General features: G+C 70.9%; 19 protein-coding genes and 1 pseudogene. 10 read left to right on the top strand and 10 right to left on the bottom strand.

Going from position 1 to position 18,003, the window contains the following annotated elements:
- Positions 1-71: 71 nt before the first annotated feature.
- On the bottom strand, positions 72-1,289 hold the full coding sequence (locus ACZ6JT_RS09500) for a PucR family transcriptional regulator (protein ID WP_469208903.1): 1,218 nt from the start codon (positions 1,287-1,289) through the stop codon (positions 72-74).
- Between the two features lie 93 nt (positions 1,290-1,382).
- Here ACZ6JT_RS09500 and ACZ6JT_RS09495 point away from each other — a divergent pair, with 93 nt between their 5' ends.
- On the top strand, positions 1,383-2,036 hold the full coding sequence (locus ACZ6JT_RS09495; protein WP_469208902.1) for a pirin family protein: 654 nt from the start codon (positions 1,383-1,385) through the stop codon (positions 2,034-2,036).
- Between the two features lie 68 nt (positions 2,037-2,104).
- Here ACZ6JT_RS09495 and ACZ6JT_RS09490 read toward each other — a convergent pair whose 3' ends face one another.
- Positions 2,105-2,923 carry a serine hydrolase domain-containing protein gene (locus ACZ6JT_RS09490; RefSeq protein WP_469209614.1) on the bottom strand — a complete coding sequence of 273 codons (819 nt, stop codon included), beginning with the start codon at positions 2,921-2,923 and terminating at the stop codon, positions 2,105-2,107.
- Between the two features lie 78 nt (positions 2,924-3,001).
- On the opposite strand from ACZ6JT_RS09490, the gene ACZ6JT_RS09485 reads away from it, so the two are divergent.
- Positions 3,002-3,385 (top strand): MerR family transcriptional regulator, encoded by a 384-nt coding sequence (locus ACZ6JT_RS09485; protein WP_376614730.1) that lies wholly within the window; start codon positions 3,002-3,004, stop codon positions 3,383-3,385.
- Positions 3,382-4,401, top strand: a complete 1,020-nt coding sequence (locus ACZ6JT_RS09480) for an aldo/keto reductase (protein WP_469208901.1) — start codon at positions 3,382-3,384, stop codon at positions 4,399-4,401. The genes ACZ6JT_RS09485 and ACZ6JT_RS09480 overlap by 4 nt, the downstream gene beginning before the upstream one ends.
- Before the next feature lie 15 nt (positions 4,402-4,416).
- Here ACZ6JT_RS09480 and ACZ6JT_RS09475 read toward each other — a convergent pair whose 3' ends face one another.
- The 6 genes and pseudogenes from ACZ6JT_RS09475 to ACZ6JT_RS09450 form a co-directional block, all read right to left on the bottom strand.
- Positions 4,417-4,791 carry a hypothetical protein gene (locus tag ACZ6JT_RS09475; protein ID WP_469208900.1) on the bottom strand — a complete coding sequence of 125 codons (375 nt, stop codon included), beginning with the start codon at positions 4,789-4,791 and terminating at the stop codon, positions 4,417-4,419.
- Positions 4,792-4,837: 46 nt separating this feature from the next.
- Positions 4,838-5,026: pseudogene (locus ACZ6JT_RS09470) on the bottom strand (ATP-binding cassette domain-containing protein); the annotation flags it as partial.
- Entirely contained in the window at positions 4,987-5,373 is a 387-nt protein-coding gene (locus ACZ6JT_RS09465; protein ID WP_469209612.1) for a GntR family transcriptional regulator, read from the bottom strand. The gene ACZ6JT_RS09465 and the pseudogene ACZ6JT_RS09470, both read right to left, overlap by 40 nt.
- 102 nt (positions 5,374-5,475) lie before the next feature.
- Complete coding sequence (locus tag ACZ6JT_RS09460; protein ID WP_469208899.1) at positions 5,476-6,321, bottom strand: DUF4429 domain-containing protein; 846 nt, start codon at positions 6,319-6,321, stop codon at positions 5,476-5,478.
- A gap of 77 nt (positions 6,322-6,398) precedes the next feature.
- Positions 6,399-7,538: an alpha/beta hydrolase gene (locus ACZ6JT_RS09455; protein WP_469209610.1), complete on the bottom strand. Its 1,140-nt coding sequence runs from the start codon at positions 7,536-7,538 to the stop codon at positions 6,399-6,401.
- 211 nt (positions 7,539-7,749) lie between these two features.
- A complete protein-coding gene (locus ACZ6JT_RS09450; protein ID WP_469208898.1) occupies positions 7,750-8,430 on the bottom strand; it encodes a TetR/AcrR family transcriptional regulator in 681 nt (226 codons plus the stop codon).
- Between the two features lie 382 nt (positions 8,431-8,812).
- Here ACZ6JT_RS09450 and ACZ6JT_RS09445 point away from each other — a divergent pair, with 382 nt between their 5' ends.
- The gene (locus ACZ6JT_RS09445) at positions 8,813-9,208 is read left to right on the top strand and encodes a peptidase inhibitor family I36 protein (RefSeq protein WP_469208897.1); all 396 of its coding nucleotides are present in this window, start codon (positions 8,813-8,815) and stop codon (positions 9,206-9,208) included.
- Here the strand turns inward: ACZ6JT_RS09445 and ACZ6JT_RS09440 are convergent.
- The gene (locus ACZ6JT_RS09440; RefSeq protein ID WP_469208896.1) at positions 9,189-10,106 is read right to left on the bottom strand and encodes a potassium channel family protein; all 918 of its coding nucleotides are present in this window, start codon (positions 10,104-10,106) and stop codon (positions 9,189-9,191) included. The genes ACZ6JT_RS09445 and ACZ6JT_RS09440 overlap by 20 nt on opposite strands.
- A gap of 79 nt (positions 10,107-10,185) precedes the next feature.
- Entirely contained in the window at positions 10,186-12,918 is a 2,733-nt protein-coding gene (aceE, locus tag ACZ6JT_RS09435; protein ID WP_469208895.1) for a pyruvate dehydrogenase (acetyl-transferring), homodimeric type, read from the bottom strand.
- Between the two features lie 445 nt (positions 12,919-13,363).
- Between aceE and ACZ6JT_RS09430 the strand changes: the two genes are divergently transcribed.
- The 6 genes from ACZ6JT_RS09430 to ACZ6JT_RS09405 all read left to right on the top strand — a co-directional run bounded on the left by ACZ6JT_RS09430 (position 13,364) and on the right by ACZ6JT_RS09405 (position 17,915).
- Positions 13,364-13,795 carry a DUF3052 domain-containing protein gene (locus ACZ6JT_RS09430; RefSeq protein WP_361940905.1) on the top strand — a complete coding sequence of 144 codons (432 nt, stop codon included), beginning with the start codon at positions 13,364-13,366 and terminating at the stop codon, positions 13,793-13,795.
- 161 nt (positions 13,796-13,956) lie between these two features.
- Complete coding sequence (locus ACZ6JT_RS09425; protein ID WP_351587012.1) at positions 13,957-14,415, top strand: peroxiredoxin; 459 nt, start codon at positions 13,957-13,959, stop codon at positions 14,413-14,415.
- 138 nt (positions 14,416-14,553) lie between these two features.
- Positions 14,554-15,129, top strand: coding sequence for a TerD family protein (locus ACZ6JT_RS09420; protein WP_030711348.1), 576 nt, complete (start codon positions 14,554-14,556; stop codon positions 15,127-15,129).
- A 212-nt stretch (positions 15,130-15,341) separates the two neighbouring features.
- Positions 15,342-15,917: a TerD family protein gene (locus tag ACZ6JT_RS09415; protein ID WP_469208894.1), complete on the top strand. Its 576-nt coding sequence runs from the start codon at positions 15,342-15,344 to the stop codon at positions 15,915-15,917.
- A 25-nt stretch (positions 15,918-15,942) separates the two neighbouring features.
- Positions 15,943-17,058, top strand: coding sequence for a DUF475 domain-containing protein (locus ACZ6JT_RS09410; protein WP_469208893.1), 1,116 nt, complete (start codon positions 15,943-15,945; stop codon positions 17,056-17,058).
- Between the two features lie 116 nt (positions 17,059-17,174).
- Positions 17,175-17,915: a TerD family protein gene (locus tag ACZ6JT_RS09405; protein ID WP_365482521.1), complete on the top strand. Its 741-nt coding sequence runs from the start codon at positions 17,175-17,177 to the stop codon at positions 17,913-17,915.
- The last annotated feature ends 88 nt before the right edge of the window (positions 17,916-18,003 follow it).

Raw genomic sequence — 18,003 nt, 5'->3', positions numbered from 1 at the left:
GGATGGTCCCTGCCGCCCGTGGGGACAGGGACGAAGAACCGTCGGGGTAATTGTTGATGTCCGACAAAAGTCTAGGACTGGAGATCGCCGTCGGCCAGACGCCCCAGAATCAGGGCGATTCGCAGGGTGAACGCCGAGCGGACATCCGAAGGCGACCATCCGGTGACGTCGGTCACACGTCGCAGCCGGTAGCGCACCGTGTTGGGGTGCACGAACAGCATCCGCGCCGCCCCTTCGAGGCTGCTCGCCTGCTCCAGGTAGACGCTCAGCGTCTCCAGCAGCGCCGACCCGGCCTCTTCCAGTGGTCTGTAGATCTCCTCCACCAGCTGTTCCCGGGCAGCGGGATCGGAGGCGATCGCGCGTTCCGGCAGGAGATCGTCCGCCAGGACCGGACGCGGGGCGTCCTGCCACGCCGTACAGGCCTTCAGTCCGGCCGCCGCGGCCTGCGCCGACTTCGTCGCGTTCAGCAGGTCGGACACCACCGGGCCCGCCACCACCGGACCGGCCGCGAACGGACCGATCAGCGACTTCGCCACCTGCATCGGGTTGTCGCTGCCGCCCGCGATGACGACCAGCCGGTCACCGAGCACCCCGGTGAGGACCTGCAGCTTGTGGTGGCGGGCCGCGCGGCGGATCGCCTCCACCGTCAGCTCGCTGTCCCCCTCCGGCGCGGTGCCCAGCACCACGCACACGTGCTCGGGGGAGTTCCAGCCCAGCGCCGCCGCCCGGGACAGCGCCCCCTCGTCGGCCTCGCCGGACAGCACCGCGTTGACGACCAGGGACTCCAGCCGGGCGTCCCACGCCCCGCGCGCCTCGGCGGCCTGCGCGTACACCTGCGCCGTCGCGAACGCGATCTCCCGGGCGTACACCAGCAGCGCCTCGCGCAGGATCGACTCGTCGCCGGGGGCCGCCACCTCCTCGATCGCGGTCTCCATGACCTCGATCGTGGTGCGGACCATCTCCACGGTCTGGCGCAGGGTGATCGCCCGGGTCAGCTCGCGCGGGGCCGTGCCGAACACGTCGGTCGAGATCGCCTGCGGGGTCTCCGGGTGCCGGAACCACTCGGTGAACGCGGCGATGCCGGCCTGTGCCACCAGGCCGATCCAGGACCGGTTCTCGGGTGGCATCGCCCGGTACCACGGCAGGGTCTCGTCCATGCGCGCGATCGCGTTGGCGGCGAGCCGGCCGGAGGACTTCTCCAGTCGGCGCAGCGTCGCGGTGTGGGGATGGGCGGGAGCGGGATGCGCGGGGTGTGTGGCGGGCGAATGCTCACGTTCGGGTTGAGGCACGTGACAAGACTGCCTTATCGGGACGGCTGCGCCGAGTCCGGTCCCGCCCCGTGACCGCGCCCCCGTCCCGTGATCGGGTCTACCGTGGCCCCCATGATTGATGTACGCCGCGGCTCCGACCGGTACGAGGGCGGGGACCCGGCCGCCGGGATCACCACCCGGCACGCCTTCTCCTTCGGGTCCTTCTACGACCCAGACAACCTGCGCTTCGGGTCCGTCCTGGCCTGCAACGAGGAGGTCCTCGCCGCGGGCGCCGGATTCGACGAGCACCCGCACAGCCACACCGAGATCGTGACCTGGGTCGTCGAGGGCGAGCTCACCCACCAGGACAGCACCGGCGAGAAGGGCCTGGTCCGGGCCGGGGACGTACAGCGGCTGAGCGCCGGATCGGGTGCGCGGCACGTGGAGCGCAACGACGGCGACGGGCGGCTGCGCTTCGTGCAGATGTGGCTCGCCCCCCTGGCCGCGGGCGGCGAACCCTCGTACGAGGTGGTCCGGGGCATCGCCGACGGCACGCCCTACGAGGTCCCCGCGGCCGGCGCCGTCCTGCACGTGCGGCGGCCCGGCGCGGGCGAACGGGTGGCCGTGCCGGCGGCGGAGCGGGTGTACCTGCACGTGGTGCGCGGCGACCTGCGCCTGGACGGCGAGGAGCTGGGCCCCGGGGACTCGGTGCGGATCACCGCGGAACGGGACCTGGAGATCACCGCCGGGTCCCCGGGGGAACTGCTGATCTGGGAACTGGCCTAGGTCAGGCGGCGCGGGCCTGGGGGCACCTCCCAGCGGTAGCTGGGGGAGCAAGATCCGGAAGAGACGGCCTAGGCGGAGCGCAGTTCGGCCAGGACCGCGTCCGTGAACGGGGTCCAGGCGGCCACGGCCCACGGGCCGAAGGCCCGGTCCGCCAGCGCCACGCACGCGGCGCGCGCGTCCGGGTCCACCCACAGGAAGGTGCCGGCCTGGCCGAAGTGGCCGAACGTGCGGGGCGAGGACGACAGGCCGGTCCAGTGCGGGGACTTGCCGTCGCGGATCTCCATGCCGAGCCCCCAGTCGTTGGGGGACTGGTGTCCGTACCCCGGCAGGACGCCCTTGAGCCCGGGGTGCACGACGGAGGTCGCCGCGGCGACCGTACGGACGTCGAGCAGCCGGGGCGCCTGCAGCTCGGCGGCGAAACGCACCAGGTCGGACACGGTGGAGACGCCGTCCTTGGCCGGCGAGCCCTCCAGGGTGGTCCGCGTCATGCCGAGCGGCTCGAAGACCGCCTGGTGCACGTACTCCGCGAAGGGGATCCCGGTGGCCTTGGCGATGTGGTCGCCGAGCTCCTCGAAGCCGGCGTTGGAGTACAGCCGGCGCTGCCCGGGCGGGGCCGACACCCGGTGCTCGTCGAACGCCAGGCCGCTGGTGTGCGTGAGGAGGTGACGGACCGTCGACCCCTCGGGCCCGGCCGGCTCGTCCAGCTCGATCGCCCCTTCCTCGTACGCGACGAGGGCGGCGTACGCGGCGAGCGGCTTGGTCACGGAGGCCAGCGCGAAACGGTGGTCGACGGGCCCGTGGGCGCCGGCGATGCTCCCGTCGGCGCGTACGACGGCCGCCGCGGCCGTGTCCACCGGCCAGGTGTCGATGATCCGCAGGCTTTCCATGCCGTTGACGGCCTCCATGCTCTCCATGCGGCCGAGCCTACTTGCTTGGAGTGCACTCCAGGGTTTTAGCGTGGGGCCATGAGCCAGAGCCTGACGCAGACGCGGTACACGATCAGCGAGGTCGAGGCCCGGACCGGTCTGACCCAGCACACCCTGCGCTGGTACGAGCGGATCGGCCTGATGCCGCACGTGGACCGCTCCCACTCGGGACAGCGGCGCTTCACCGACAAGGACCTCGACTGGCTGGCCTTCGTGGGCAAGCTGCGGACCACGGGGATGTCGGTGGCGGACATGGTCCGGTACGCCGAACTGGTCCGCGAGGGCGGACACACCGTCGGGGAGCGCCGCGCACTGCTGGAGCGGACGCGGCACGAGGTGCGGGAACGCATCTCGGAGCTCACGGACGCGCTGGCCGTACTGGACTACAAGATCGGCATCTACTCGGGGAAGGCACAGCCATGACGGAACCCACGAAGATCGACCAGGTCGAGCTCGGCAAGGGCGGCCCGCTGGTCGGCGTGCAGGGCCTCGGCTGCATGGGCATGAGCGAGTTCTACGGGGACACCGACGAGGGGGCCGCCCGCGAGACCCTGGACGCGGCGCTGGCCGCCGGGGTCACCCTCTTCGACACCGCGGACGTCTACGGGCGGGGGAGGAACGAGAAGTTCCTCGCCCCGTTCGTGGCCGCGCACCGCGACGAGATCACCCTGGCCACGAAGTTCGCCATCGAGCGCAACGACGACCCCGCCTACCGGGGTGTCCGCAACGACCGCCCCTACCTCCGCCGGGCCGTCGAGGACAGCCTGCGCCGCCTCGGCGTGGACGTCATCGACCTCTACTACATGCACCGGCGCGACCCCGCCGTGCCGTTCGCCGAGTCGGTCGGCGCCATGGCGGAGCTGGTGCAGGAGGGGAAGGTGCGCCACCTCGGGCTCAGCGAGGTCACCGGCCCCGAACTGCGCGAGGCGCACGCCGTGCACCCCATCACGGCCCTCCAGTCGGAGTGGTCGCTCTTCAGCCGGAACGTGGAGCGCAGCGCGGTGGGCGCGGCGGCGGAGCTGGGCGTGGCACTGGTGCCGTACTCCCCGCTGGGCCGGGGCTTCCTGACCGGGTCCTTCGCGGACGCCGCCGCAGAGCTGTCGCAGAACGACTTCCGCCGCCACCAGCCGCGGTTCACCGGCGAGAACGCGAAGAGGAACACGGCGCTGCTGGCCCCGGTCCGGGAGATCGCCGAGGAGCTGGGGGCGACCCCGGCGCAGATCGCCCTGGCCTGGGTGCAGCAGCGCGCGGCGGTCCACGGGCTGACCGTGGTCCCCATCCCCGGCACCCGCAAGCCGGACCGGCTGCGCGAGAACACCGCCGCGACCCGGATCGCGCTCACGCCGGCGCAGCTGGCCCGTCTGGAGCCCATCGCCGACCAGGTCGCGGGCGACCGCTACCCCGACATGAGCGCGACCTCGGAAGCCCGCGAGGGCTAGGCCCGCCCGTGGGCCTCAGCGGTGACGGGCCCGCAGGACCGCGAAGGCGGCCCGGAGGGCGAGGGCGGCCAGGGCCAGGACCACCGCCGTCTCGATGGACTGGGTCGGCCAGTAGTGCCCGGCCGGGTGGTAGTCGACGTACCACCCGGCCACGTTGAGGTCTTCAGGGCACACGCGGAGGCTTCCGGAGCGTGCGAAGCAGGTCCACTCGGGCAGGCGCCCGCCCGAGGCCGTGACGAGTCCGGTGTCCATCATGAGGCTGTCGCCCGGAGGCATCGGCACCCCGTTCTCGACCACCGAGGTGGTGAGGGTGCGTACGGGCAGGAAGGACCACCGCAGCGCGCCCAGCAGCGCCATCACCAGGCCGGTGACGAGCCCGGTGACCGCCATGGCGGCGAGCGTGCGCCGTACGAGCTGGCCGACGAGGGCTCCGAACGAGCAGGGTCGACTTGCCCGCTCCGTTGGGGCCGACGAGCGCGCAGACCCGCCGTGCGGGTAACCGGAAGGAGCAGTCGCGCAGGGCCCATCCGCGCCTGCGTCCGTAGCGCACACCGAGCCCCGAGGCTGCTATCACCGGATCGTCCGTCACGCGTCTTCCCCCTTGAAGTGTTGGTCCAGTACGGATGTGAAGAGCGCGGCCACGTCGTCCCGTTCCAGCCCGGCGGCGTGCGCCCGCCGCGCCCAGTCGGCCAGTTCCACCCGAAGGGGGGAGTCGGCCGGTGCGCTGCCCAGGGACCTGCGAACGAAAGTGCCCATGCCCCGACGCGCCTCCACGAGGCCCTCGCGCTCCAGCTCCCGGTAGGCCTTGAGGACCGTGTTCGGGTTGATGGCCGTCGCCTCGACGACCTCGCGCGCGGTGGGCAGCTGGTCGCCGGGTTCGAGCAGCCCCAGGCGCAGGGCCTGCTTCGTCTGGTGGACGATCTGCAGGTAAGTGGCCATGCCGCTGCGCCGGTCGATGCGGTACTCCAGCACGTGCAGCACCCTTTCACTAGTCAAGTAGTGAAAGGGTGCCGTGCGCGACGGACCGTGTCAACGGCCGTCACTGCCGGGCGTGTTGGAGCGGCCCGTCGCCTCCTATGCCCGGAAGCGGTCCAGCAGGGCCACGTACTCGGCGTCCGTGAGCAGTCCGGCGCTGTGCAGCTCGTCCAGGTGCCGCAGCCGCTCGCCGCCGGTGCGCGCCGCCGGGACGGAGCTCACGGCGGCGACCCGGGCGCGGCCGCGCACCGCGGCCAGGACCGCGGCCGCGAACGGCAGCGACTCGTGCACCGCGCCGTAGCCCACGCCGAAGACGGCCGCCGCGAGGTCGTGGTCCGGGCGCGGATCGGCGGGCGTGTCCCGTACGAGGAGCCGCAGGTGGCCGCCCGGGCCCTCCGGGGAGCACCACTCGACGCCGGTGAGGGAGGCCAGCGGGACGTGCTGGTCGCCCGCCTTCCACTTGGTGCTGGTGGCCCCGGTGCGGGACCAGTGGAAGGTGACCGCGGAGCCGTCGAAGCCCACCCGGGCGTCGTACGCCTTCAGCTGGACCGGCGGCGGCGGTACGTCGACCAGGAAGCGGTCGGCCGGCTCCCCGGCGTCCGGCCCCAGCCGGGAGCGCAGGGCGTCCGCGAACGCGGCCGCGTGCGACGCCCGGTCACCCGGCAGCACCAGCCGGTACGGATCGCAGTTCTCCTTCAGCTGCCCGGCGGCGGCCTCCATCAGCGGATCCGCGCCCGGCCGCGGCACGGCGCGCAGCACCACCGTGTCCCGCTTCCCGGCGCTCACGGTCACCTCGGAGACCGCCTCGAGGGGAATCCGGCGCGAGCCGAGGGCGTGCAGGAGCCTCGGCACCCTCGGCGTTCTGATCCCCCGTGCGAAGCGGATGAGCACCGAGTCCGAGTCGAACTCCCAGACGGCATGATTTCCGGCCAGTACGTCACCCATGCGGCACATCGTAAAGGGCGGCGCCCCCGCACGTCCCCCCCTCGGTGCGGAGCCCGTTTTCCGCCCCTCTACGCGCGTCAGTCCGCCTCTGCCCCGGAAATTCCGCGCCGACAGGCGTCATCCCCGCTCGCACAGACCACGGAACCGAACGCGCCGGTTCCGATCCTCGCGAAGTTCTCCACCGAGTCCGTACCTGGCGCGAAATAGCCGGTGTGCGTCCTGGCCCGGGCCGAGGACAGCAGCCGCGCCCCGAACTCCGGGGACACCGGATCGGCGCCGTGGCCCACCCCGCCCACCTCCAGGTGCGGCACGTCCGCGATCCAGTCGCCCTCGTCCCGCGTCGCCCAGACCCGCGCCGAGGTGTGCAGGCCCTCGACGTTCTCCGCGCGCATCCCCGGGCTGCCCGCCACCACCACGTCCGTCACCCGCTCCGGCAGCTCGTGCGCGGCGACCCCGCACACCACCGATCCGTAGCTGTGGCAGAACAGCGCCACGCCCGAGTTCCCGGGCAGCGCCGTGGTCAGCGCCTTCAGCCGGACCGCGCCGTCGACGGCCATGCGGCCCGTGGCGGCGTCCACGCCGACCCCGGTGGGCGCGGTATAGCCGGCCCAGGCGATGACCGCCGTCCGGCCGCCCGGCGCGGCCGCGCGCTGGGTCTCGTACAAGGACTCCGCCATGCCGACGGGGGAGGTCAGGCGGCGCTGGGTGCGTTCGAAAGTGAGGGCGTCGGTGTCGACACCGGGCACGATCACCGAGACCCGGCGCGCCCGGTCGAGGTCACCGAAGACCTCGGCCACCCGGCCCCCGCCACTGGGATCGAAGGTCAGGATCTGCCGGCCCGGGTCGGCGAGCGAGGCGAAGCGGTGCGAGCGGCGGCCGGCCTCCGCCCGGTCTGCCGGGGTCAGGGCCACATCGCGGCTGCGGGCCTCCTCGACCCGGCGGGCCCGCTCCAGGCCGTGCAGGTTGGCCCGGTAGCGGGTGGTCGCGGGGACCCCGTCGAGATTGCCGACGACGAAGGGGTGGCCGTCGGCGAGCCGGGCCCGCTGGGCCCCGTCCAGGCCCGCGAAGAAACGGGCCACCGTCCGCGCGGGGGCGTCGGCGGGCGGCACCGGACGGCCGTCGATCCGGGCCTTCGCCCAGGCCTGGAGCGCGGCGACCCGCAGGGGGGTGCCCCCCTCGGGCCGGTGCACGGCCGTCCAGCCGGTGGTCGCCAGCATGATGAAGACCACCGCCAGCGCGAGCAGGGCGCGCAGGGCGGCAGGGCGCGGGTCGGCGCCGGGAACGGGGGGGTGGGCGAGGCCGGACAGATTCACTGGGACCAGCGTAGGAGACCTCCACCGGCCGTGGCGCCCCGGGTGACAGGACTCACGGCCAACTGTGGGACCCCTTACGGAACGCGGGTGATCCGCTACAACTCCCCGGTGTGTCCTATCGATCAGGGTCCGCCGCCCGCGTGCGCCAGCTCGCGGCCAGGGACGGGCCGATGTGGTCGAGGTAGCTCTCCGTCAGCCGCCGGATCGCGTCCACGCCGGGGTCCTCGCCGTGCCCCCAGAGCCGCCCGGTGAGCCGCATCACCCCGCAGAACGCGGCGACGGCCACCCGCGGCCGCGGATCGGCGTCCACGTCCAGGCCCTCGCGGGCGGCGATCAGACGGGAGATCCGTTCCTCGAGCTCGGTGGAGCGCCGCAGGTGCACGGCGAGCAGGGCCGGGGTGCACTCGATCAGCCGGTAGCTGCGCATGTAGAGGTCGACGGGGACCACGTCGGCGAGAGCCTCCTCGACGGTCTCCCAGGCGGCGAGCACCGCGCCCCGCATCGCCTCCAGGGGGCCCTCGGCGGCCGGCCGGGCGCGCAGGGAGGCGACGAAGTGCGCCTCGGTCAGGTCCTGGACGGCGAAGACGACCTCCTCCTTGTTGGCGAAGTAGCGGAAGAAGGTGCGCTGGGACACGTTCACGGCGTCGGTGATCTCGTCGACGGTGGTGCGCTCGTACCCCTGGGAGAGGAAGAGCCGGAGCGCGGCGCGCAGCAGCGCGTCCCGGGTGCGGCGCTTCTTGCGCTCGCGCAGGCCGGGTACCGGCGCGGCCGGCGCCGACCGCTCGTCGATCGTCACTCCGGGCTCCCTTCCGACGCCGAGTGGGCGGTCAGAGTACCGGTGACGGACGGGGCGGCGGCCGTCGCGTTGAGCCGTTTGCGAAGGTCCCGCCAGCCTCCCGGGCCGGGGCGCGCGAGCGGCCGCGCATGACACGTTCGGGTCGGCCGCCACCGGGGTGCCCGGCCCCGCAGGGGCGGGCGCGGGCCCGCGCCGATGGCCCCCGGAAGCGTCAACTCCGTACGCATGGCGGCCCTGCCGGACGGTTCCGGCACAGCCGTCGCCTATCCGGGTGGACCCGCCCGCGGCCCCTTCCGCCCGCCCGTCACCGCAGGTCAGCGTGGTGTCAGCGAGGCCCCGGAAACGGTCCGGGTGCCCGCCGTCCACAAGGAGTTGACCCGTCATGCGTACGTGTGGAACCACCCGCGTCACCACCGTCCTCGCCGCGACCGTCCTGGCCCTCACCGCCCTCCTCCCGAGTACGGCCACCACGGCCCAGGCCGCCGGCCCGCCCGCCCTCGGGGCCTGCGCGACGGGGCAGCTGTGCCTGTGGGCGAAACCGGAGTTCAAGGGCACCAAGCGGACCCACGAGCTGAGCACCCTGGACGTCGACAGCTGCACCGCGCTGCCGGCCGGGACCAGCGCCCAGTCGCTCACCAACCGCACCGGGCGGCCGGTGACCACCTACCAGTCGGCGGAGTGCGCGGAGACCGGCGAGTTCCAGACCTACCCGGGCGACGGGGTCTGGCTGCCCCAGTCGCCCTACCAGGTGCGGGCGTTCAAGGTGTGGGAGAGGTAGCTTCCCGCTGCGCCGGGGCGTTCGGCCGGCCGGCCGCGCCCTCGGATGAGGCGGCGGCCGCGTCCTCCGGTGCGGGCGTGGCCGCGTCCTCGGGTGCGGCCGCGTGCGCGGGCCGGGCGGTGTCCCCGGCCGCGTCCCCGGCCGCGTCCCCGGCCGCGTCCCCGCTCGTGGCCGCCGCGCCGCCCAGCCGGGCGACCTCGCCGCGCAGCGCCCGTACCTCCTCCCGCAGCTCCCGCAGGGCCGCCAGCTGCAGCCGCTCCACCTGGTCGTCGCGCTCGAAACGGGAGATGAACCAGGCGGCGATGTTGGCGGTCACCACACCGAGCAGCGCGATCCCCGACAGCATCAGGCCCACCGCCAGGACCCGGCCGAGGCCGGTGGTCGGCGAGTGGTCCCCGTACCCGACCGTCGTCATCGTGGTGAAGGACCACCACACGGCGTCGCCCAGGTTCTTGATGTTCCCGTCGGGGGCGTCCCGCTCCACGCTCAGCACCGCGAGCGAGCCGAACATCAGCAGCCCCACCACCGCCCCGGCCACGTACGTCGTCAGCTGGATCTGCGGGGCCATCCGGGCCCGCCGTCCCACCAGCATCAGCGTGGCGACCAGCCGCAGCAGCCGCAGCGGCTGCACCAGCGGCAGCACCACCGCGGCCAGGTCCAGCCAGTGGGTGCGGACGAAGTGCCCGCGGTCCGCCGACAGACCCAGCCGCACCACGTAGTCGAGCGCGAACGCGCCCCAGACCACCCACTCCACATGGGTGCAGGCCCGGTGCACGTCCGCGGTCGCGTCGGGGGCCACGATCGGCACGGCGTACGCCACGGCGAAGGCAAGGGCGAGGGCGAGCAGCGGGGTCTGGCTCCGCCGCTCCCACACCTGCTGACGGGAGGGTTCCTTCATACGGAGCATCGTAAAGAACGCATAAGGGGCGCTGGGACAGGTGTCCCAGCGCCCCACGCAAGAGTGACGGCCCTGACGGCTAGGCGTCCCCGCCCGCCGCGCCCGGGTCGGCCGCCGCCACGTCCAGCAGCTGGTACCGGTCCACGGCCTGCTTCAGCACCGAACGGTCGACCTGACCGGTCTTCGCGAGCTCGGTGAGCGTCGCCAGGACCACCGACTGCGCGTCGATGTGGAAGAAGCGCCGGGCCGCACCGCGCGTGTCCGCGAAGCCGAAGCCGTCCGCGCCCAGCGAGGTGTACGGGCCGGGCACCCACCGCGCGATCTGGTCCGGGACCGAGCGCATCCAGTCCGAGACCGCCACGAACGGACCCTCCGCACCCGACAGCTTCCGCGTCACGTACGGAACGCGCTGCTCCTCCTCCGGGTGGAGCAGGTTGTGCTCCTCCACCTCGACGGCCTCGCGGCGCAGCTCGTTCCAGGAGGTCGCCGACCAGACGTCCGCCCGGACGTTCCACTCCGCGGCCAGGATCCGCTGCGCCTCCAGCGCCCACGGCACCGCCACGCCCGAGGCCATGAGCTGCGCCCCGACGATGCCCGAGGTGCCCCGCGACACCCGGTGGATGCCCTTGAGGATGCCGTCGACGTCCACGTCGGCCGGCTCGGCCGGGTGCTGGATCGGCTCGTTGTAGACGGTCAGGTAGTAGAAGACGTCCTCCGCCTCCGGCCCGTACATCCGCCGCAGACCGTCCTTGACGATGTGCGCGATCTCGTAGCCGTAGGCCGGGTCGTACGCCACACAGCCCGGGTTCGTCGAGGCCAGCAGCTGGGAGTGGCCGTCGGCGTGCTGGAGGCCCTCACCCGTCAGGGTGGTCCGCCCTGCGGTCGCACCGAGGACGAAACCGCGTGCCAGCTGGTCGGCCATCTGCCAGAACTGGTCACCCGTGCGCTGGAAACCGAACATCGAGTAGAAGACGTAGACGGGGATCAGCGGCTCGCCGTGCGTCGCGTACGCCGAACCCGCGGCGATCAGCGAAGCCGTGCAGCCCGCCTCCGAGATGCCGTCGTGCAGCATCTGCCCGGTCGGCGACTCCTTGTACGCGAGCAGCAGGTCGCGGTCGACCGCCTCGTACTGCTGGCCCAGCGGGTTGTAGATCTTGGCGCTCGGGAAGAAGGCGTCCATGCCGAAGGTGCGGTACTCGTCGGGCGCGATCAGCACGAACCGCTTGCCGATCTCCTTGTCCCGCATCAGGTCCTTCAGGATGCGCACGAAGGCCATCGTGGTGGCGATCGACTGCTGGCCCGAGCCCTTCCTGGCCGCCGCGTACGCCGCGTCGCCCGGCAGCTGCAGCGGCTTGGCGCGCACCACACGGGTCGGCACGTAGCCGCCCAGCGAGCTGCGCTGGTCGTGCATGTACTGGATCTCGGGGGAGTTGCGGCCCGGGTGGTAGTACGGCGGCGCCCCGCCCTCCAGCTGCTGGTCGGTGATCGGGATGCGCAGCCGGTCGCGGAAGCGCTTGAGGTCGTCGACCGTCAGCTTCTTCATCTGGTGCGTCGCGTTGCGGCCCTCGAAGTTCGGACCGAGCGTCCAGCCCTTGACCGTCTGCGCCAGGATCACCGTCGGCTGACCCTTGTGCGCCTTGGCCGCCGCGTACGCCGCGTACACCTTCTTGTGGTCGTGCCCGCCGCGGCCCAGGTGCTGGATCTGGTAGTCGGTCATGTTCTCGACCATCGCGCGCAGCCGCTGGTCACCGCCGAAGAAGTGCTCACGGATGTACGCGCCCGACTCGGTGGCGTACGTCTGGAACTGCCCGTCCGGCGTCGAGTTCATCTTGTTGACCAGGATGCCGTCGCGGTCCTGGGCCAGCAGCGGGTCCCAGGAACGGTCCCAGATCAGCTTGATGACGTTCCAGCCGGCCCCGCGGAACTGCGACTCCAGCTCCTGGATGATCTTGCCGTTGCCTCGCACCGGGCCGTCGAGCCGCTGCAGGTTGCAGTTGACCACGAAGGTCAGGTTGTCCAGGCCCTCGCGGGCGGCGATCGACAGCTGGCCGAGCGACTCCGGCTCGTCCATCTCGCCGTCGCCGAGATACGCCCAAACGTGGGACTTGGAGGTGTCCGCGATCCCGCGCGCCTCCATGTACCGGTTCATCCGCGCCTGGTAGATCGCACCGAGCGGGCCGAGGCCCATCGAGACGGTCGGGAACTCCCAGAAGTCCGGCATCAGCCGCGGGTGCGGGTAGCTGGACAGCCCGTACGGGGCCTTCGACTTCTCCTGGCGGAACGCGTCGAGCTGCTGCTCGGTGAGCCGGTCCAGGAGGTAGGCACGGGCGTAGATGCCGGGGGAGGCGTGCCCCTGGAAGAAGATCTGGTCGCCGCCGTCGCCCTCGTCCTTGCCGCGGAAGAAGTGGTTGAAGCCCACGTCGTAGAGGGAGGCGGAGGAGGCGAACGTGGCGATGTGGCCGCCCACACCGATCCCGGGACGCTGGGCGCGCGAGACCATCACGGCCGCGTTCCACCGGGTGGCGTTGAGGACCTTGCGCTCGATCTCCTCGTTGCCGGGGAAGAACGGCTCGTCCTTGGTGGCGATCGTGTTGACGTAGTCCGTGCTGCGCATCTCGGGCACGGCCACGCGCTTCTCGCGGGCCCGCTCGATCAGCCGCAGCATCAGGTAGCGGGCGCGCTCACGGCCCCGCTCGTCGACGGCTGCGTCCAGGGAGTCGAGCCACTCCTGCGTCTCCTCCGGATCGAAGTCCGGGACCTGACTCGGCAGGCCGCCAATGATGATCGGATTGCGATCGGATGCGGAAGCCACGCTGTTCCTTCGCTGTCGGGGGAGTCGTGCGCTGTCGGGGGAGTCGTGCCTTGGGTTTCGCCGCCTCCCATGGTCTTACGCTCGACCGAAATCGTCATCTTTACCAGCGGGTAATGGCCGGAAGATCGGTGGCGGGTCCGGACGAACCGCGATCCTACGCCCGAGCCGGGCGCTCGCTCCGTGTGGCCGTTCGTCGCTCAAACAGGTAGGAAAGCCGTCGAGGGTCGCCGATGATGCCGAATGAGCTGGAATGGTGTGGGATGAATCACCAGAGGGACACACGGGAAGGCTGAAAGTTGCGGCGAGACGGCCGCAATCGTCACCGTTTCGACGGTCTCGACGGCCGGGTACTTGCGCGATCCGCCGCGCCCGTGTGGACTACGCCCAATGCTGCGCGTACGCGCGCCGCCGAAGACATTCACCGAACATGAGCAGGAGGCACCCCGTGAGCGCGACCGCGGACCACGCGGAGAGCCTGGCCGCCCGGCTGGGTTTCCAGTCCGAACAGGTGGTCCAGGAGATCGGCTACGACGACGACGTCGATCAGGAATTCCGTGAGTCCATTCAGGACCACATCAGCAACGACCTCGTCGACGAGGAGTACGACGACGTTGCCGATGCGGTGCTGCTGTGGTTCCGGGAGGAAGACGGCGATCTGACTGACACGCTGGTCGACGCCACAGAGCTGGTCGAGGACGGCGCACTGATCCTGCTGCTGACCCCCAAGACGGGCCGCCCCGGCTACGTCGAGGCCAGCGACATCAGCGAGGCCGCCGAGACCGCCGGCCTTTCGCAGACCAGGAGCGTCAGTGTCGGCAAGGAGTGGGCCGCCACCAAGCTGGTGACGCCCAAGACCGCCGCCAAGTCCAAGCGCTGAGCCGCGCCCGCTGCCGAGCGGACACGCTTCCACACCCCGCCTGCCAGGTGACACCGGTCGGCGGGGTGTGTGCGTTCACGGCCCGGGGCCACCGGAGGCCCTAGGCTTTGCCTCACCCGAACAGCCCAACGCAGGGATGCGGGAACGAAGGGATGCGACAGATGGCGATCGAGGTCGGCGACAAGGCCCCGGACTTCGAGCTCAAGGACAACCACGGCGCCACCGTGCGGCTCTCCGACTTCCGCGGGGAGAAGGCCGTGGTGCTGCTCTTCTACCCGTTCGCCTTCACCGGTGTCTGCACCGGCGAGCTGTGCGAGCTGCGCGACCAGCTGCCGCGCTTCCAGAACGACGACGTCCAGCTCCTCGCCGTCTCCAACGACTCCGTGCCGACCCTGCGGGTCTTCGGGGAGCAGGAAGGCCTGGAGTACCCGCTGCTCTCGGACTTCTGGCCGCACGGGGAGACCTCCCGCGCCTACGGCGTCTTCGACGAGGCGAAGGGCTGCGCGGTGCGCGGCACCTTCGTCATCGACAAGGACGGCGTGGTGCGCTGGAGCGTGGTCAACGGACTGCCCGACGCACGTGACCTGAACGAGTACATCAAGGCGCTCGACAGTCTCTGAGCGAGCCCGCACGGGCCGTATGCGCAGTTCCCTGCGAAAACCGCTTACGGGCGGGAACCCGTCACTAGGATCGAAACGTTGATCCGGTAGCAACCGCAAGACGGGGCACCGCCCCACACAGAACCCAATGGAGGACCCGTGGGAGTCAGCCTCAGCAAGGGCGGCAACGTCTCGCTGACCAAGGCCGCGCCTAACCTGACGGCGGTCATCGTCGGTCTGGGCTGGGATGCTCGCACCACCACCGGTGTCGACTTCGACCTCGACGCCAGCGCGATCCTGACCAACGACCAGGGCAAGGTCGCCAGCGACGCGAACTTCGTCTTCTTCAACAACCTGAAGAGCCCCGACGGCTCGGTGGAGCACACCGGTGACAACACCACCGGTGAGGGCGAGGGTGACGACGAGGCGATCAAGGTCAACCTCGCCGGCGTCCCGGCCGACGTGGCGAAGATCGTCTTCCCGGTCTCGATCTACGAGGCCGAGAGCCGCCAGCAGAGCTTCGGCCAGGTCCGCAACGCCTACATCCGCGTCGTGAACCAGGCCGACAACAGCGAGCTCGCCCGCTACGACCTCTCCGAGGACGCCTCGACCGAGACCGCCATGGTCTTCGGCGAGCTCTACCGCAACGGCGCGGAGTGGAAGTTCCGCGCCATCGGCCAGGGGTACGCCTCCGGCCTGCGCGGCATCGCGCAGGACTTCGGCGTCAACGTCTGAGCCCGAGCAGTCCATCCGTCCGGCGCCGTGCACTGTGTGTACGGCGCCGGACGCGGTTCACCGCACCACCGGCAGCACCGCTTCAGCCGCATCGCACCACCGCTTCGCCACCGCTCCACCGTTGCACCGCACGGCCGCATCCCACCGGCCGCTCCACCGCCGCTTCGCCACACCGGCACACCGCCACACCGTCGTCCGGGGAGGACCACAACATGGGCGTCACACTCGCCAAGGGGGGCAATGTCTCCCTGTCCAAGGCCGCACCGAACCTCACCAGGGTGCTGATCGGTCTCGGATGGGACGCGCGCTCGACCACGGGAGCCGACTTCGACCTCGACGCCAGCGCGCTGCTGTGCAACAGCGGCCGGGTGCTGGGGGACGAGTACTTCGTCTTCTACAACAACCTGAAGAGCCCCGACGGCTCCGTCGAACACACGGGCGACAACCTCACCGGCGAGGGTGAAGGCGACGACGAGTCGATCCTCATCGACCTCACCAAGGTCCCGGCCCAGGTGGACAAGATCGTCTTCCCGGTCTCCATCCACGAGGCGGACAGCCGCCGGCAGAGCTTCGGCCAGGTGAGCAACGCCTTCATCCGCGTGGTCAACCAGGCCGACGGCCAGGAACTGGCCCGCTACGACCTCTCCGAGGACGCCTCCAACGAGACCGCGATGATCTTCGGCGAGGTCTACCGGTACGGGGGCGAATGGAAGTTCCGCGCGGTGGGGCAGGGGTACGCGTCGGGGCTCCGGGGCATCGCTCTAGACTTCGGGGTCAACGTTTCGTAAAGCCGTACAAGACGATGGGGTGCCAGTGCTTCTCAAAACCTTCGGCTGGTCGTTCGCAATCACTGCGCTCGGTCTGGTCGCAGCGGTGTTCTACGGGGGGTGGCAAGCCTTCGGGATCGTGGCGATCCTGTCGGTCCTCGAGATCTCGCTGTCTTTCGACAACGCGGTGGTCAACGCCGGAATCCTGAAGAAGATGAATGCCTTCTGGCAGAAGATCTTCCTCACCGTCGGTGTCCTCATCGCGGTCTTCGGTATGCGACTGGTCTTCCCCGTTGTGATCGTCGCGATCAGCGCCAAGATCGGGCCCTTCGAGGCCGTGGAACTCGCCCTGAACGACAAGGAGATGTACGAGCAGCTCGTCACCGACGCGCACCCGTCCATCGCCGCGTTCGGTGGCATGTTCCTGCTCATGATCTTCCTCGACTTCATCTTCGAGGACCGTGACATCAAGTGGCTCGCCTGGCTGGAGCGTCCCCTCGCCAAGCTCGGCAAGATCGACATGCTGTCCGCCTGCATCGCGCTGATCGTCCTGGTCGTCTCCTCGATGACCGTCGGAGCCAACGCCCATCAGCACGGTGGCGTCCACGTGGACAAGGCCCAGACCGTCCTGATCTCCGGCATCCTCGGCCTCATCACCTACATGGTCGTCGGCGGCCTCTCCGGTTACTTCGAGAACAAACTGGAGGAAGAGGAGGAGGCCGAACACGAGGCGGAGGAAGAGGCCAAGCGGACCGGCAAGCCCGTCACGGCCGTCGCCATGGCCGGCAAGGCCGCCTTCTTCATGTTCCTCTACCTCGAAGTCCTCGACGCCTCGTTCTCCTTCGACGGGGTCATCGGCGCCTTCGCCATCACCAACGACATCGTGCTCATGGCCCTCGGCCTCGGCATCGGCGCCATGTACGTCCGTTCGCTGACGGTCTACCTGGTCCGCCAGGGCACCCTCGACGACTACGTCTACCTGGAGCACGGCGCGCACTACGCCATCGGCGCCCTCGCCGTGATCCTGCTCGTCACCATCCAGTACGAGATCAACGAGATCATCACCGGTCTCGTCGGCGTGCTGCTCATCGGATGGTCCTTCTGGTCCTCGGTGCGCCGCAACAAGCGCCTGGAACTGGAGGGTTCCACCGCCGAGGCATGACGGCGGCGGTAATGCGGAACGCTCAACTGCGGGGCGGTCCACCGGGTCCACGGACCCGGCGGGCCGCCCCGCTTCCGCAGGCACCACAGGGATCAGGGGACTCAGGGGGGTAGGGGATGGGCTTCTTCGACGGCATCTTGGGCAGCCGCGCCGTGCAGTTCCAGTCGGGCAGCGCCTCGTCGAACGCGATCGAGCTGACCAAGCGGCACTCGACGGTGTCGCTCACCAAACAGGGGGCCGTCCACGGCAATCTGCGCGTCAATCTGTCCTGGCGCATGCGCACCTCGGACATCGGCGGCCGCTCGGGCCAGAGCGGCCAGCTCTTCCGGCACCCGTTCAAGCTGTTCAAGCCGGACATGGTGCAGGCGCACACCCAGGGCATGGTCAACGTCGACCTCGACATGGGCTGCCTGTACGAGCTGACCGACGGCACCCGCGGCGCCGTACAGCCGCTGGGGAACCTGCTGGGCGACCTCAACGACCCGCCGTACGTCAAGCTCAGCGGGGACGACCGGTTCGGTTCGGCCTCGGGGGAGACCCTCTACGTCAACCTCGACCACGCCGACGAGATCAAGCGGCTGCTGGTCTTCGTCTACATCTACGACCAGACCCCGGCCTTCGACCGTACGCACGCCATGGTGACGCTCTTCCCCGTGACGGGACCGCGGATCGAGATCCCGCTGGACGAGCGGCACCCGCAGGCCCGCTCCTGCGCGGTGGTCTCCCTGGAGAAGGTCAAGGGCGAGCTGGTCGTGCGGCGCGAGGTGAAGTTCGTGTACGGCTTCCAGGCCGAGCTGGACCGGCTGTACGGCTGGGGGCTCCAGTGGGGGCGGGGCTACAAGAGCGCCAAGAGCTGACCGGCGCCCCGGGGGGGGGGGGGGGGGGGGGGAGGGGGGGGGGGGAGGGGGGGGAGAGGGGGGGGGGGGGGGGAAACGAGAATAAGAG

Source organism: Streptomyces sp. NPDC046308 (assembly GCF_055588065.1).
The sequence above is the reverse complement of the archived record's forward strand: the minus strand, read 5'-3'. Positions and strand labels throughout refer to the sequence as shown.